Origin of the sequence: Acinetobacter sp. WCHAc060025, from assembly GCF_004209355.1 — a bacterium.
GTDB lineage: Bacteria > Pseudomonadota > Gammaproteobacteria > Pseudomonadales > Moraxellaceae > Acinetobacter > Acinetobacter wuhouensis.
In genome coordinates, this window is the sequence record NZ_SGSX01000007.1 from 68,359 (window position 1) to 84,177 (window position 15,819).

At 41.0% G+C, this 15,819-nt stretch carries 13 protein-coding genes and 1 riboswitch; of the genes, 1 reads left to right on the forward strand and 12 read right to left on the reverse strand.

The features are described from left to right. Positions 1–57 precede the first annotated feature (57 nt). The 6 genes from EXE09_RS07505 to EXE09_RS07530 all read right to left on the reverse strand — a co-directional run bounded on the left by EXE09_RS07505 (position 58) and on the right by EXE09_RS07530 (position 8,136). The gene (locus tag EXE09_RS07505) at positions 58–423 is read right to left on the reverse strand and encodes a YkgJ family cysteine cluster protein (protein WP_130116866.1); all 366 of its coding nucleotides are present in this window, start codon (positions 421–423) and stop codon (positions 58–60) included. A gap of 138 nt (positions 424–561) precedes the next feature. After that, positions 562–1,359, reverse strand: coding sequence for an MBL fold metallo-hydrolase (locus EXE09_RS07510; protein WP_068972999.1), 798 nt, complete (start codon positions 1,357–1,359; stop codon positions 562–564). A gap of 188 nt (positions 1,360–1,547) precedes the next feature. Continuing rightward, the gene (locus EXE09_RS07515) at positions 1,548–2,126 is read right to left on the reverse strand and encodes a TMEM165/GDT1 family protein (protein ID WP_068973000.1); all 579 of its coding nucleotides are present in this window, start codon (positions 2,124–2,126) and stop codon (positions 1,548–1,550) included. Between the two features lie 136 nt (positions 2,127–2,262). Next, positions 2,263–2,371, reverse strand: a riboswitch (yybP-ykoY riboswitch). Positions 2,372–2,490: 119 nt separating this feature from the next. Then, complete coding sequence (locus EXE09_RS07520; protein ID WP_130116867.1) at positions 2,491–4,458, reverse strand: 2-oxo acid dehydrogenase subunit E2; 1,968 nt, start codon at positions 4,456–4,458, stop codon at positions 2,491–2,493. Positions 4,459–4,460: 2 nt separating this feature from the next. Further along, positions 4,461–7,169 (reverse strand): pyruvate dehydrogenase (acetyl-transferring), homodimeric type, encoded by a 2,709-nt coding sequence (aceE, locus tag EXE09_RS07525; RefSeq protein WP_087552601.1) that lies wholly within the window; start codon positions 7,167–7,169, stop codon positions 4,461–4,463. A gap of 283 nt (positions 7,170–7,452) precedes the next feature. Further along, positions 7,453–8,136 carry a M23 family metallopeptidase gene (locus EXE09_RS07530; protein WP_130112829.1) on the reverse strand — a complete coding sequence of 228 codons (684 nt, stop codon included), beginning with the start codon at positions 8,134–8,136 and terminating at the stop codon, positions 7,453–7,455. Between the two features lie 104 nt (positions 8,137–8,240). Here EXE09_RS07530 and EXE09_RS07535 point away from each other — a divergent pair, with 104 nt between their 5' ends. Next, positions 8,241–8,690 carry a DUF721 domain-containing protein gene (locus tag EXE09_RS07535; RefSeq protein ID WP_068973004.1) on the forward strand — a complete coding sequence of 150 codons (450 nt, stop codon included), beginning with the start codon at positions 8,241–8,243 and terminating at the stop codon, positions 8,688–8,690. A 97-nt stretch (positions 8,691–8,787) separates the two neighbouring features. On the opposite strand, the gene lpxC is transcribed toward EXE09_RS07535, so the two are convergent. The 6 genes from lpxC to murC all read right to left on the reverse strand — a co-directional run bounded on the left by lpxC (position 8,788) and on the right by murC (position 15,812). Beyond that, positions 8,788–9,690 (reverse strand): UDP-3-O-acyl-N-acetylglucosamine deacetylase, encoded by a 903-nt coding sequence (gene lpxC / locus EXE09_RS07540; RefSeq protein WP_130116868.1) that lies wholly within the window; start codon positions 9,688–9,690, stop codon positions 8,788–8,790. Between the two features lie 125 nt (positions 9,691–9,815). Then, positions 9,816–11,006 carry a cell division protein FtsZ gene (ftsZ, locus tag EXE09_RS07545; RefSeq protein ID WP_068973006.1) on the reverse strand — a complete coding sequence of 397 codons (1,191 nt, stop codon included), beginning with the start codon at positions 11,004–11,006 and terminating at the stop codon, positions 9,816–9,818. 162 nt (positions 11,007–11,168) lie between these two features. Continuing rightward, entirely contained in the window at positions 11,169–12,431 is a 1,263-nt protein-coding gene (gene ftsA, locus EXE09_RS07550; protein WP_068973007.1) for a cell division protein FtsA, read from the reverse strand. Positions 12,432–12,494: 63 nt separating this feature from the next. After that, positions 12,495–13,349 (reverse strand): cell division protein FtsQ/DivIB, encoded by an 855-nt coding sequence (locus EXE09_RS07555; RefSeq protein ID WP_130116869.1) that lies wholly within the window; start codon positions 13,347–13,349, stop codon positions 12,495–12,497. A 3-nt stretch (positions 13,350–13,352) separates the two neighbouring features. Next, positions 13,353–14,282 (reverse strand): D-alanine--D-alanine ligase, encoded by a 930-nt coding sequence (locus EXE09_RS07560; RefSeq protein ID WP_068973009.1) that lies wholly within the window; start codon positions 14,280–14,282, stop codon positions 13,353–13,355. 81 nt (positions 14,283–14,363) lie between these two features. Then, on the reverse strand, positions 14,364–15,812 hold the full coding sequence (gene murC, locus EXE09_RS07565) for a UDP-N-acetylmuramate--L-alanine ligase (RefSeq protein ID WP_068973010.1): 1,449 nt from the start codon (positions 15,810–15,812) through the stop codon (positions 14,364–14,366). Positions 15,813–15,819: the final 7 nt, after the last annotated feature.

Here is a 15,819-nt window from a genome sequence, read left to right on the forward strand (position 1 = left end):
AACATTTCTTGGCAATAACCCGAAAAAGAGCATGTTGATGAGGCTCATCTATTCAAATCAACAGACTTGATCAAAATCTTCATCATTACTCGGCAATACAGGTTCAATTTCAATTAATGGAATTAAACCATGTGCAGCACGCGCTTTATTACACTGCGCATCGCCAGCTTGGACTTCTTTACATGAAGAACTACGTTGTTCATACATGGTGCAACTGACCTGTTGCCCGATCTCACCAGATAGCATGACACAACGGGGATTTTTTTGATTGGTTCCTTTCATACATGAATAAACTGGAGTTAATTCTTCGACGACTTCATCAGGCATGATCTCTCCTTCTGCCCAATAAAAAGACACTCGAAAAAAGGCGCAACACGCCCCACAGCTTAAGCACGCATCCTGTGCAGGGATTTGAGACAACATATTTTTAAAATTCTCGTGGTCAAAAAAACCTCTTTCACTTTAATTCAGTAAAAGAGGTTTAAAATAGATTTTGGCGACTTAAATCCTAAAAAAAAATATTCCCAAACACAATATTTTTTAGTGAACTTTTTGTATATTTTATCGCGGATAAGTAAATACGGATTCGTCCATTAAATCTACGCCACATTGTAAATTTTCAATCCAGTCGAGAAATTGATTGATCATATCTTTGCCCACAAATGGCTTACCATGTTGTGGCACAATCATTTCAATATCCATTTGACGAACCATTTTCACCCAAAGGCGAATTACACGGTTAGTACACATATAACGTTGATGGAAACCACGCATCGTCGGAATGTGGGCATTAAAATCATCAATAGGCGTTGAAGCGTCATCTACAATTGATGCCCCCATATCCCCAGAGAATAAAATTTTAGAAATTGGGTCATAAAATTGGAAATTACCCACTGAATGTAAGAAATGCGCAGGAATCACTTTAATTTCAGTTTTCCCCAATGGAATAGAACCACCTTGGTCTGGAAGCTCAATCAAACGCTCCAACCAACCACCTTTCATACGATCACTCATAAATGCTGAGTTTAAATGCGGTAAGAAACGTGCCCACAACTTAGATGCAACCACTTTAGCATCAGTATAGACCAACCAACGTGGCATAGAAGTGATAATGTCAGGATCTTGGTGAGATGCCATCACATAATCTAGGTTTTGTAGACGAGTATATTTATTCAGTTCCATGGTTAAAGGAACATAAGTTAAATCACCACCTGGATCTAAAACAGCAGCACGCTCATTATTTAAGATCAAAAACTGGTTGGCTTGTACGCCTTCTCCTTTAACCAAACTGGTAAAACTGATGCATTTATGTATGCCATCATCATACAAAACCTGCGACGTGGTGCGATCTAAAGCCATTGTGAAAACCCCAAAACCTTTTTTAAAATAAATCTTTACTTATCACTTACAACATATAAGGTTTTCTTTAAAGTTACAATAAATATACAACAGAAGTTGAATAATAATTTGTGTGATTATTCTCAAAAAATAAAAAAACCTTACATTAGGTAAGGTTTTTTAAAGACAATGAAAGGATGGAATAAGTTTTAGAAAAAATAATGTTGTACCAGTGCAGCTACACCAATGATCAAGAAAATCGCAGCGCCAATTTTATGAATCAGGGAAATCGGTAGCTTATCTGCCAATTTATTGCCAATGAATACCGCTGGAGCATTCACCAACATGATCCCAAGCGTAGTTCCTAAAGTCACCCAACCGATACTGTCAAAGCGTGCAGCTAAAGCAACAGTGGCAATTTGGGTTTTATCACCAATTTCCGCAAGGAAAAACAGTACAAAAGTTGCGCCAAAAACTCCATATTTTTGCCATTTATTGATACTTTCGGATTCATCATCTAATTCATCTGGAATCAACATCCATCCAGCCATAGCAATAAAACCAAGCGATACAATCCATAACAAAATAGTAGGGCTCAACACCGTGGTAATCCACTGCCCAAGTACAGCAGAAACACCATGATTGACAACTGTTGCTAAAAAAATAGCAATGAGAATAGGAACAGGTTTACGAAAACGTGCGGCAAGAAGTAATGCGAGTAATTGTGTTTTATCGCCCATTTCGGATAAAGCAACAACCACTAAAGAGATGAGGAAGGCATGTAACATGTCGGAGTCTCTGGCTAGCAATATTTACCGATGACTTATCCCTCCTGCTAGCCAATATGAATAGTCACCTATCCAACGCGGAGTGATAAATCAAAGGTCTTGCCAACAAAACTTTGCCGAAATATTTGAAAAATTCAGCAAAATTGGTTCTTTGCTATGATGACCATGTTCTGTTGAACAATTATGTTGATCATCACCTATTCATTTTTAAAAATGAATAGCGGCTACTCCCCAATGAAGTGTGAGTTTATTTTAAAGAGCATTTGACTTATTTTCAATGACATTTATCCAAAGCACATCAATAAATTCCTGACTACAAAAAAACCCCGCCGTAGCGAGGTTTCATTTCAAACTCAATTTTAACTTAGAGCAAAATATTACGAATATCGGCTAATAGCTTAGTTAATTTATTGGTAAAACGTGCTGCATCCGCACCATTGATCACACGGTGATCGTATGACAATGACAATGGCAACATCAGCTTCGGATCAAAGCCTTCACCATTCCAGACAGGTTGCATGGTTGCAGGTGAAATACCCAAAATCGCTACTTGTGGCCAATTCACTAATGGTGTGAATGCAGTTCCACCAATTGAACCCAAACTGGTAATGGTAAAGTTTGCACCTTGTAAGTCTTTCGGAGAAAGTTTCTTATCACGGGCTTTTTTACTCAGCTCACCGAGTTCAATCGCAATTTGCTTAATTGATTTTTGATCAGGGTTACGTAATACAGGTACGGTCAAACCATCTGGTGTTGCTACTGCAATCCCCATATGGATTTCATTACGCAACAATACTGACTTTTGATCATCCGCCAAGTGCCCTGCAAAATATGGCTCTTCTTTCAGTAGGAAAGCCACTGCTTTAGCAATGAACGCAAGAATCGTTAAGCTAATACCATCTTGTTTAAATTTACCTTTGAGTTCACCACGCCAAGCTTCAAGCTCGGTAATGTCTGCCAAATCAAACTGTGTCACTTGCGGAATGAAATTATTCAATGACAATTGCGGTACAGACACTTGCTGTAAGCGTGTCATTGGCGCAATTTCACTACCACCAAATGCACTAAAGTCTGGTAATGCTGGTAAACCTGCTGCCACTGGTGCAGCTGCTGTTTGTACAGGTTGCGGTGCAGTTAAGCGTTGTTTGACATAAGCAAAAACATCTTCTTTCATCACACGATCATGCGGACCTGAAGACTCAACTTGTGCCAATAATACGCCGAGTTCACGAGCGAGTTTACGTACCGCAGGGCCTGCATAGACTTTGGCATTTTCAGCTTGTTGCGCTTTGCTGAGTTTATCCGAACCATCCGCTACAGACGCGTGTGGCTCAACGGCTTTTTCAGCTTTAGGTGCCGTTTTCGTTTCAGCAACTGGTACTGCTACTTTTTCTTGAGCAACTTCCGATGGCTGTACATCAGCAACACCTTCAATCGTGACCAAAGGCATACCTTGTTTGACGCTTTGATTTTCGCTGACATGAATCGCTTTAATTGTACCAGAGACTGTACTTGGCACTTCAACTGAAGCCTTATCAGACTCAACCACAACAAGGCTTTGATCTTTTTCAACACGATCGCCAACACTGACCAAAATTTCAGACACTGAAGCCTTGTCCACACCTAGATCAGGTACAGCAATGTCTACAGGTCCTGATTGTGCAGGCTTCACTTCAGCTTTTGGCACTTCAGCAGGTGCAGAAGTAACAGGTGCTTGTTTGGTTTCGGCAACAGGTGCTGTGGTTTGAGTAGAAGTTGTTTTAACCGCGATTAAAACTACACCTTCTTTGACGCTATCGCCTTCTTTGACGATCACGCTTTCCACTGTACCTGCCACTGTACTTGGAACTTCTACAGTAGCTTTGTCAGACTCAACCACCACGATGCTATCGTCTTCTGCAATTTCATCGCCAGCTTTAACAAGGATTTCACCCACAAGGGCTTTTTCCACGCCAATATCAGGGACTTTCACTTCAACTGTCTGTGATATTGTTGCTGTAGGTGCAGTCGCAGCTTTAGGCTGTTCTGTCACTGTCTCAGTTTGTGCAGGGACTGCTTCAGCTTTTTCTTCAACTTGTGCAGGCTCTGATTGTGTTGTTTCCGCTTCAGCAGATTCAACTTCGATCAGCACTTCGCCTTCTGAAACTTGATCACCTTCTGAAACCGCAATGCTTTTCACTACACCTGCCGAAGTGCTTGGCACTTCAACAGAGGCTTTATCTGACTCAAGTAACACAATGCTATCGTCGACTGCAATGGTGTCACCCACTTTCACTAAAATTTCAGCGACAGTGGCTTTATCTACACCAATATCAGGAGTTTTAATTTGCATTATTATTTCTCCTCAGTTGGTTCAGCATAGGCTGCAACTTCTTGTACAGACGGATGAGCTTGCGGTAACCAAGCGACTGGACGATCCACATCCAACTCAAATGAAGAAATTGCATCTTTTACTAAGCGTGCATCCACTTCACCTTCATCCGCTAATTTTTTCAATGTCGCAACAACGATATGTGCAGCATCTACACCAAAATAGCTACGTAAATTACCACGCGTATCAGAACGACCATAACCATCAGTACCTAATGCGACAAATGGACGACCATCTGGAAGATAAGCACGGATTTGTTCGCTATATGCGCGCATATGATCTGTTGCAGAAACCACAATACCGTCAGTATCACGCAACTGCTTAGACACCCAAGATTCCTGACCATCTTCAAGTGGATGTAAGCGGTTATATTCTTCAACAGCCATACCATCACGTGCCAATTCGTTAAAGCTGGTCACGCTCCACACGTTAGAATGAATTTGATATTCATCACGTAGGATTTTCGCGGCTTTGATCACTTCACGCAGAATCACACCAGAACCGAGTAATTGAACAGTGGCTTTTTCATCTTTTTCAAACTGATACATACCACGTTTAATCCCCTCTTCCACGCCTTCAGGCATTTCTGGGTGTTCGTAGTTTTCATTCATCACCGTTAAGTAATAGAACACACGTTCTTGATTGACATACATGCGTTTTAAACCATCATGCACAATCACAGCCAACTCATAACCAAAACAAGGATCATAAGACACACAGTTTGGAATGGTATTTGCCAAGATATGAGAGTGACCATCTTGGTGCTGTAAACCTTCACCGTTCAAGGTTGTACGACCTGCTGTCGCACCGAGTAAGAAACCTTGAGCCTGTGAATCACCAGCTGCCCATGCAATATCACCAATACGTTGGAAACCGAACATCGAGTAATACATATACATCGGAATCATTGGCAAGTTATTGGTTGAATAACTAGTACCCAATGCAGACCAAGCACTCATCGCACCGGCTTCATTGATCCCTTCTTGAAGCATATGACCATCTTTAGCTTCACGGTAGTTCATCAACTGTTCTTGGTCTTCAGGGGTATATTTTTGACCATGAGCAGCGTAGATCCCTAACTGGCGGAACATCCCTTCTAAACCAAAAGTACGTGCTTCATCAGGTACAATTGGCACAACACGATCTTTAATCGCCTTGTCTTTCAACAATGCAGCAATCAAACGCACCATTAACATCGTAGTCGATTGTTCTTTATCACCACTGCCTTTCAATACACCATCAAATGCTGAAAGTTCAGGAATTTGTAATACTTCACTTTCTTTACGACGTGCAGGTAAATAACCACCTAAACTTTCACGGCGCGCTTTCATGTATTTTATTTCAGGTGAATTTTCACTTGGACGATATAGTGGAACGTCTTGAAGTTGATCATCGGTAAATGGCAAGTTGAAACGATCACGCACATACTTCAAAGAATCAATTTGCATTTTCTTGATTTGATGCGTTTTATTGACTGCTTCAATCTCATCCGACAAGCCATAACCTTTCACCGTTTTCGCAAGAATTACGGTAGGTTGACCATTACTGGTCATTGCTGCCGCATAGGCCGCATAAACTTTGTATGGGTCATGTCCACCACGATTTAGATTATCAATATCTTCATCGCTGAGGTTTTTAACTAATTCAGCAGCTTCTGGATATTTACCGAAGAATTTCTCACGTGTATATGCACCACCTTTTACTTGATAACGTTGATAATCACCATCGACAGCTTCTTCCATACGTGCTTTTAATGCACCAGAAGTATCTTTATCAAGTAAGGAGTCCCAATGACGACCCCAAACAACTTTTATCACGCGCCAGCCAGCACCACGGAAAACCGACTCAAGTTCTTGAATGATTTTACCATTACCACGCACAGGGCCATCTAAGCGCTGTAAATTACAGTTCACCACCCAAATCAAGTTATCTAGCTTCTCACGACCAGCCAGCGAAATTGCACCTAGGCTTTCTGGCTCATCCATTTCACCATCACCGAGATAAGCCCACACTTTACGATCTTCTTCTTTGATCAAACCACGGTTCATCAAATACTTTTGAATGTGTGCTTGATAGATCGACATAATCGGACCTAGACCCATCGATACCGTTGGGAACTGCCAATAATCAGGCATCAAATATGGATGTGGATAGCTTGAAAGACCTTGACCACCGACTTCACGACGGAAATTATTTAATTGATCTTCAGTTAAACGACCTTCTAAAAAAGAACGTGCATAAATCCCTGGCGCACAATGACCTTGGTAATAAATCATGTCACCGCCAAAGCTATCACTATTGGCACGGAAGAAATGGTTAAAACCCACATCATAAAGCGTTGCAGAAGATGCAAAGCTTGCCAAGTGACCACCAAGATCATCACCTGTTTTATTGGCACGTAGTACCATCGCCAATGCATTCCAACGAATCAATGCACGAATACGACGTTCCATATCTGGATCGCCAGGCATAGCTGGAGATTCCGCAACTGGAATGGTATTTAAATAGGGAGTATTTAAACGTTGAATAGGAACATGCTTAGAAATTGCTTGTTGATATAATTTTTCTAATAAGAAAGCAGCACGTTCTGTACCCATATGTTGTAACACAGAATCAAAGGCATCTTGCCATTCTTGAGTTTCCTGCGCGTCAGTATCACCGTAATACGCCATTTCTCGCCTACTCCTTGAATAATTTTCTATATGTTATATGTATCATGTTTTAGGCTTGTTAAGTTATCGTTACAGATGAATGCAGATTGTTGCTATTATTTAGGAACTAAATAGTCATTGACCAAATAACACTTAAAATAACAAAAAACCGCCAATATAGGCGGTTTTTTATACAAACTAAATTTTATTCAGTGATAGTCTGAATACTCGACGCTTCAACGCGACTTTATCAATCAAGGACTCAGCAAAATATCACTTTATGTTTGCAAATAGACTGAATGAATTATGGCAACATTGCTAAGTAAGTAGATGGATTTTTACGTTGACCATCTTTTACTACTTCATAATGTAAATGCGGACCCGTACAACGACCTGTACAACCCACATTGGCAATATGTTCACCAGCCTTCACTTGATCACCGACACGAGCAATGAGACGTGAAGCATGCGCATAACGCGTGATATAACCATTGCCATGGTTAATTTCAACATATTGACCATAGCCTGTACCCCAACCTGATTTGGTTACGATTCCAGGACCTGTTGCATAAATCGGTGTACCGCTTGGCGCAGACATATCTAAACCAGAATGGTTTTCTGCACGCCCACCCATCGTACGACCACCAAAGTCAGAGCTGACACGTTTCAAATCTGGTAATGGATGCGTGACTAACCAAGAATATGGAGAATTTGCAGAATAGCGAGAAGAAGAGCTTGTTGTAGAACTTGAACCGTATTTTTTAGCAATACTGGCATTGTTTAATTCGATTGGTTTGTCTTGACTGCGTAAAGATACATTCATTTTTGCTGAAGCAGGTAAATCCAAATCATCTGGATTGTAAGCACCTTGAGCTAAAGTTCTTGATAAATGTTCTAAACGATCTGTAGATTGAACCATATCTGCTGATGCAGAAGTCACGGCAGCAGTTGCCAAAGTGAATGCTAAAAGAATACGTCGCGTGTACATAAAAACCTCTTGAACTGTTCTTCGTCCATTTCTTGTGTGATCTCATCCTTGATATCCGCTGAAATGAGCGCTTAAGATAGGACATCACTATGTAGGAATAATGTATGTCTGAACCAAAAAACGTCTTTCAACCAACAAGACAACACGTAAAAACAGGAAACTTATCGTTTCTTACAAAGCAAGTTGCCGAATGGCAAAAACTTACTAAATTAATTCAACCGCACTTACCTCAGCCTGAGGATTGGCAAGTTGTATGTTATCAATACGGTATTTTGACTATTACCGGTGAAAATCAAGCCATGATTAGTCAACTCGGTTACCTTCAAAAACAGTATATTTCTCAATTATCACAAATCAATGAATTACATGATTTACAAAAATTACAAGTCCGCTTGCGTATTCAAAATAACAATACTGAAACAAACCCGCAACTCACAAAAATGGTTCGTAACATTCCACCTGAAACATCAGAAATGTTAGAAAATGCTGCTAGTTTTGTGAGCGACCCTAAGCTTAGCCAAGCTTTACTACGTTTGGCAAGCAAAAAAAAGTAAACAGAATAGATAAAAAACCGAATTTGAATGGATAAAATGTGATCTATATCTCTTTAAATTTCGTTATACTATAACACAGACCACTAAAGACAATGACTTATGTCACATTGACAAAATGAATTGGACACAACTTCTCGTCATCAAATGTTACAATTTCGTAGCTAGTTGGATCACTTTTCACATTGCGTAAAAGTTGATTATTCAGTGCATGTCCAGATTTATAACCATCAAATTTGGCAATAATCTGATGCCCTAACAAATATAAGTCGCCAACAGCATCTAAAATTTTATGTCGTACAAACTCATCAGCAAAGCGTAAGCCCTCCTCATTGACGACACCTGTATCATCCAAGCCAACCGCATTGTCCAAACTTGCACCCAATGCCAAATTATTGGCTTTTAGATAGTCCAAGTCTTTCATAAAACCGAAAGTACGTGCACCACTCACTTCATAGACAAAGGTTTCGGTTGAAAAGTCGATAGTTGCAGACTGATATTCTTTGGCAAAGGCAGGATGATCAAAATCAATGGTGAAGTTGATCTGGAATCCATCATGTGGTGTGAACACGGCACGTTTATCATCGATCAAAGCTTCTACTGGCTTTAAAATACGAATGAATTTCTTAGGTGCATCCTGTTCAACCAAGTCCCCTTGCATTAACAAGTAAATAAACGGACCCGCACTACCATCCATAATAGGCAGTTCTGAAGCAGAAACTTCAATGATCAGATTATCAATCCCTAAACCAGCAATCGCACTGGTGACATGTTCAATCGTACCCACTTTAGTGTCGTGATTGACCAAGTTTGAGCACATGAATGCTTCTTGAATCAGCATCGCATCTGCTGGAATATCCACAGGAGGATCTAAATCAATTCGACGAAATACAATACCCCCATCCGCCACATGTGGCAAAAAGTTAATCATGACTTTTTGTCCGCTATGTAGACCGATGCCACTCGCTTTAACGACTCGCTTCAGGGTACGTTGTTTCAACATGCTTACTCGATATTCATTCTCAAATCCGCTATACGTTAGCACATTTAGCCATTGATAAAAAACAAAAAAGGTAATGAATCTCACTACCTTTTTCGATGATCTTAATGATTTTTAAGAATAATCAATTATTTACGCTGTTGATTCTTCAAATAATCTTGAATGCTCATTGGTGTAGAACGACCACTTGGACTCGGTGCAACCACAGGCGCGCCTTCTTCTTGACGCTTACTGATCGCAGGAACATCATCTTCATCAACAACCGCATTGTGTTGAGTTTGTTGCGCATAGGTATTTGCAACATTTACATGTGTTCTACGTTTTGCTTCAGTCGCATCACTGGCATTACGCGTTAATCCTGTCGCAATCACAGTGACACGGATTTCATCACGTGCATCTGGGTCAAATACTGTACCAAAGAATACTTCACCTTCTTCAAGGTCGACGATTTGGTTAACCACATCTGTAATCACTTCAGTTTCACGTAATGTCACATCAGCACCACCAGTGATGTTAATTAACACACCCTTGGCATTCATGATATTTACATTATCAAGTAAAGGACTACGGATCGCCAAACGTGCAGCTTCTTCCGCACGATCTGGACCACTACTCTTCCCTTCACCCATCATTGCATAACCACGGGTACTCATCGCGGTTTTTAAATCGGCAAAGTCAAGGTTGATATGACCAGGACGAACTACAAGATCAAAGATACTACGCACCGCATTTAACAATACATCATCTGCTTTACGGTAAGCATCTTGCATAGAGATGTCACCATAAACACTGAGTAAGCGTTGGTTTGGGATAATAATTAAAGAATCTACATGTTGCTCTAAAGCTTCAATGCCTTTTTCCGCTGAACGTTGACGGCGACGACCTTCAAAATTGAATGGTGTAGTCACCACACCAACTGTCAAAATACCCATTTCTTGTGCAATTTCAGCAACAACAGGGGCAGCGCCCGTACCCGTACCACCACCCATGCCTGCGGTTACAAACACCATGTCTGCACCTTCAAGGTGTTGACGAATTTGTTCACGGCTTTCTTCAGCAGCAATTTGACCTACATCAGGGTTTGCACCTGCACCCAAACCACGTGTACTTTGTTCACCTAACTGCATTTTGAAAGGTGCATTCATACGATCTAGTGCTTGTTTATCTGTATTTGCACAAACAAATTTCACACCTTTGATGTCAGATTGCACCATGTGTTGTACAGCATTACCACCGCCGCCACCAACACCAAACACAGTAAAACGGGCTTGACCGTTGTTATCGGTTTGTTCATCGTCTAAAAATTCAAATGAGGCCATGACCTTTAAATTTCCTAATATATTTGGCAGTCACTTAAGCCCGTATACTGCCTTGATCTTCAATAATAAAAATTGTTTTTAGGATGCTGTTCATTAAAGAGCTTGTCAAGTATTGGTTCGCTTACTTACAACTTCCTAACAATATTCCCCAGAAAATTACACCTAAAAAATACCCTTTAATTTGTTATTTAAAGCATTCCATCCATTCACAACTCGGTCAAAAAACGGACGGCTGCCTTGAACTTCTGGCTCTTCAATCGCTTCTTGCATATCACTTTGGCTAAATAAGAGCAGTCCAGCTGCTGTAGCATACATTGAACGACGTAGTGATGGTAAGTGCTGATCATCCGTTACAACTTGTAATGGTGGATTACCTAAATGCGCTGAGACACCTAACATGCGACGCGCTAAATTCACCATACCTTCAATTTGACAAACATCACCTGTCAAAACCACGCCATGATATAAGCTTTGTAAAGCACCACGTTGTTCTAATTCATAACGCACTTTACTGAGGATATCCTCATAACGCGCGATAATGATTTCAGCCAATTCAATACGACTAATGGTTTGTGGTCCATCGATCGCTTCAAACTGAATCATATGGTCTGGCTTTACTTGGTGAATGTCCACACAACCATGTAATAGCTTGATACGTTCAGCTTCTTCAGTGGTGGTTTGTAAAACGGTTGCAATATCACGTGTCACATTTTCACCACCACACTGAATGGTATGAGCAAGAACCAAGTGTCCTTCTATATAAACTGCAATATTGGTCGTTCCCGCACCAATATCCAGTAAACACACACCATATTCTTTTTCGTCTTTCAACAAACTACCTTCTGCTGTTGCCAAGCAAGAGACCACCATTTTTTCTACAGAAATATTGGCACCTTTCATGGCACGATCTAAATTCTGCATGGTGCTAATTGGCATCATCATCAGTTGATAATGTGCAGTCATACTATTTGCTGATAAGTTGATCGGGTTTTGTACCCACTCACTTGAATCATCTAACTCAAAACCAAGTGGCACAGCACTTGCCAAGTAATGATCCGCAGTCATATGGCTCGCTTTTGCCAATTCCAAAGCACGCACCATTTCAGTTGTGGTAATGGTGTGTTCAGCATTCGAAATTGGTGTACGCCCAATTGCATAATGGCTTTGTAATTCAGTACTTGGGATAGAGACCCATGCTGAATGTATGCGACATTCAGCCATATCTTCAGCTTCTTGAACGGCTTGTTTAATTGCATTTGTGACTTTATCAAGGCTAACGATTTTGCCTTTATTCATTCCCTTATTGCGTGCGCTCGCCATACCAATAACCTGAATATTATCAGGGGCATGTACTTTTCCAATCAGTACTGAAACTTTATGTGTCCCAATGTCAATTGCAACAACTGAGGGAACAGCTTCATTCATCACTTTGCTACCATTATCTTCATTGTTTATCTTTGGCGTTACGCCTCTTTTTCAAGCCACGTATTATGGCTGTGCAACGACCCCACCTGCAACGGCTGTGTCATTACTGGTTACAACAAACTGACCATTCATAATTTTGGGTACAACTGAATTACGCCATTGAATCGACAATCCATTTCGATAGCGCAAATCAATAGCAGCAATATTTGGCCAAACTTGCTTAAGGTCTGTTTGTGCTAAATGACTCAAACGTTGCAGTTTACTCATGGTTTGATCTTGATCAACAATAATGCGCAGACCTGAATCAAACTGCATAAACCAAGTCATACGTTCAGTCAGATAAAGCTCTTTTAAACGTAAATTGACTGGGTGAAATAATTGATTAATTTCATTATAACGACGCATCATCACTTTGGATTGGCTGAGTGGCCCATGAAGCAATGGCAGATTTGAATGGTTTTTCGCCACAGCCTCTGTATAAACATCTCCAGCATCGCTCAACAACCGCCCCGTTCCCCAACGTGCGATTGCATGACGTGGCATAACACGCACTCGAATACCATTTGGCCATGCACGAGAGACCACAACGCGATCTACCCAAGACACTTCAAGCGCCTTATCTCGAATTTGCTCCAAATCCGAAGTGAAATAATTATTTTTAACCACAGGTGCCAAATGCTGAGTCATCGCAGCAGATTCTACAGATGAAGTTGTACCTACAACTTCTAAGGTGGCAACACGTGCATCAGTCACCACCTTATATAAACCATATATTCCTGCAAGTAATACAACAATTGCAACAAACATCAACACCCAACTACCGAGGTCTAAGAGCTTATCCTGACGTGTCGGTGGTTTGTCATGTATTGATGTAATTGCTGCCTTTTTACGGCGCATCGAAGCAGGAAGTTGAGCCATAAATTAGTGTGCTTGTTCCGTTAGCGTTTGCGCTAAAATTTCAACACATAATTCATCAAAACTATACCCTACAGCTTTGGCCGCTTTAGGCACAAGCGAATGACTCGTCATCCCTGGTACAGTATTCACCTCCAATAACCAGAAGTTACCTTGCTCATCCAACATCGCATCAATACGCCCCCAGCCACTTGCACCCACAGCTTGAAAGGCACGTAGACAAAGCGCTTGTAGGTTTTTCTCTTCAGTTTCACTCAAACCACATGGAATACCATATTCCACATCATTACGGTTGTATTTTGCTTCATAGTCATAGAAAGCAACATCCGCAGGTGGTTGTAAGCGAATTACTGGCAAAGGCTGACCATTAAGGAATGAAATCGTATATTCACGACCCGTAATCCATTTTTCAGCCATCACAATCGCGTCATGCTTTGTTGCTTTTTCAATTGCAGCAATCAAATCTTCAGCCTTTTCAACCTTACTCATTCCTACACTTGAACCTTCATGTACAGGTTTGATAATGAGTGGTAAGCCAAGATTTTCAATCACTTCTTTTAAATCAGAATCTTTTGAAATAATACGATACGGTGCAGTTGGTAAGTCAGAACCTTGCCAAATTTGCTTGGTTTTAACCTTATCCATGCCAATCGCAGAACCCTGAACGCCTGTACCTGTATAAGGTACATTCATCCATTCTAAAGCGCCTTGGATTTGACCATCTTCACCACCACGACCATGCAAGACGATGAATGCACGATCATAGTTTACAAGTTCCGTCACGCTACGTTCTTGTGGATCGAAGCCTTCAGCATTCACACCTGAACGTAATAATGCTTCTAAAACAGCTTTACCACTATCTAATGACACCTCACGCTCAGCAGATTTACCACCAAGCAATACCGCTACTTTGCCGAATTTAGAAGCATTTGACACGTTTAAATCCTTAAACTTATAAGTTAGTCAATTTTAAAATTTCAGAGCTTTATTCAACTTTTCTGAATAAAGCTTACTCAATTATTTTAAATAAAGTTGGTTTTGAGCCAATTCTACCGAAATTGCTCCCACGTTACCCGCACCTTGTGTTAATAACAAGTCATTTGCTTGTAACACTTTTTGTATCGCGTTCTGCAAATTACCTTCCACTGGGTCAATTAAGATCGGCTCAACTTCACCACGTAAACGAATACTACGTGCCAAAGAACGACTATCCGCCCCCACAATTGGCTTTTCACCAGCAGGATATACCTCTAATAGCAACAATTGATCAACTTGTGACAACACGTCAACAAAATCATCAAAACAGTCACGCGTACGACTAAAACGGTGTGGTTGGAACATCATCACCAAGCGTCGATCAGGGTGACTCGCACGTGCAGCTTTAATTGTAGCTTCAACTTCTTTCGGATGGTGACCATAGTCATCCACCAACTTCACAGTTCCTTCACCCAGCTCATATTCACCTTGAACTTGGAAGCGACGACCTACACCACTGAAGCTCTCTAAAGCACGTGCAATCGCAGCATCAGAAACACCCTCATCCGTTGCAATACCAATTGCAGCGAGTGCGTTTAAAATATTGTGCAAACCAGGTAAGTTAATGGTTAAACGTAATGGCTCACGACCTTTACGCAATACCGTGAAGCTTGATTGCATACCCGTTTGTTCAATATCAATCGCACGAATATCGTTGTCTTCGTTAAAACCATAAGTCACTACTGGACGACCGATACGCGGCATGATTTCACGAATATTGGCGTCATCACCACACACCACCGCCAAACCATAGAACGGCATTTTTTGTAGGAATTTGACAAAGGTATCTTTCAATACATCAAAACTACCACCATACGTGTCCATATGATCTGCATCGATATTGGTCACAATCGCAGCCATTGGTTCTAAGTGTAAGAATGATGCATCAGACTCATCCGCTTCTGCCACAATAAAACGGCTCGCACCGAGTGCAGCATTCACCCCCGTACGGTTCAGTAAACCACCGATCACATAGGTTGGATCCATGTTTTCTTCTGCCAACATACACGTCACTAGGCTTGTTGTTGTAGTTTTACCATGTGTACCTGCAACAGCAATCCCATGACGGTAACGCATCAACTCACCGAGCATTTCAGCACGACGCACTACAGGAGTACGTGTTTCTATCGCAGCTTTCACTTCTAAATTTTCAGGATCAATCGCTGTAGATACAACGATGACATTGGCGCCTTTAATATTTTCAGCACTATGTCCGATATAAACTTTGATTCCATTTTCTTCAAGTTGAGCAGTGGTTTTCGATGCTTTAATGTCAGAACCAGAAACCTTGTAGCCTTGGTTTTTCAACACTTCTGCAATACCGCACATTCCAGCGCCACCGATCCCCACAAAGTGGATATGTTTGATACGGCGCATCTCTGGAACTTTAATCAGGTTTTTTGCTTTATCAGCTGGGCTTGTTGGAGACATAATCAAC

What these genes read in the sequence shown, in the direction of transcription:
- EXE09_RS07535 (WP_068973004.1), top strand. Translation starts at nt 8,241, where the DNA reads ATGTCTGAACCAAAAAACGTCTTTCAACCAACAAGACAACACGTAAAA.
- murC (WP_068973010.1), bottom strand. Translation starts at nt 15,812, where the DNA reads ATGTCTCCAACAAGCCCAGCTGATAAAGCAAAAAACCTGATTAAAGTT.
- EXE09_RS07505 (WP_130116866.1), bottom strand. Translation starts at nt 423, where the DNA reads ATGTTGTCTCAAATCCCTGCACAGGATGCGTGCTTAAGCTGTGGGGCG.
- lpxC (WP_130116868.1), bottom strand. Translation starts at nt 9,690, where the DNA reads ATGTTGAAACAACGTACCCTGAAGCGAGTCGTTAAAGCGAGTGGCATC.
- EXE09_RS07515 (WP_068973000.1), bottom strand. Translation starts at nt 2,126, where the DNA reads ATGTTACATGCCTTCCTCATCTCTTTAGTGGTTGTTGCTTTATCCGAA.
- EXE09_RS07530 (WP_130112829.1), bottom strand. Translation starts at nt 8,136, where the DNA reads ATGTACACGCGACGTATTCTTTTAGCATTCACTTTGGCAACTGCTGCC.
- ftsA (WP_068973007.1), bottom strand. Translation starts at nt 12,431, where the DNA reads ATGAATGAAGCTGTTCCCTCAGTTGTTGCAATTGACATTGGGACACAT.
- aceE (WP_087552601.1), bottom strand. Translation starts at nt 7,169, where the DNA reads ATGGCGTATTACGGTGATACTGACGCGCAGGAAACTCAAGAATGGCAA.
- EXE09_RS07555 (WP_130116869.1), bottom strand. Translation starts at nt 13,349, where the DNA reads ATGGCTCAACTTCCTGCTTCGATGCGCCGTAAAAAGGCAGCAATTACA.
- EXE09_RS07520 (WP_130116867.1), bottom strand. Translation starts at nt 4,458, where the DNA reads ATGCAAATTAAAACTCCTGATATTGGTGTAGATAAAGCCACTGTCGCT.
- ftsZ (WP_068973006.1), bottom strand. Translation starts at nt 11,006, where the DNA reads ATGGCCTCATTTGAATTTTTAGACGATGAACAAACCGATAACAACGGT.
- EXE09_RS07510 (WP_068972999.1), bottom strand. Translation starts at nt 1,359, where the DNA reads ATGGCTTTAGATCGCACCACGTCGCAGGTTTTGTATGATGATGGCATA.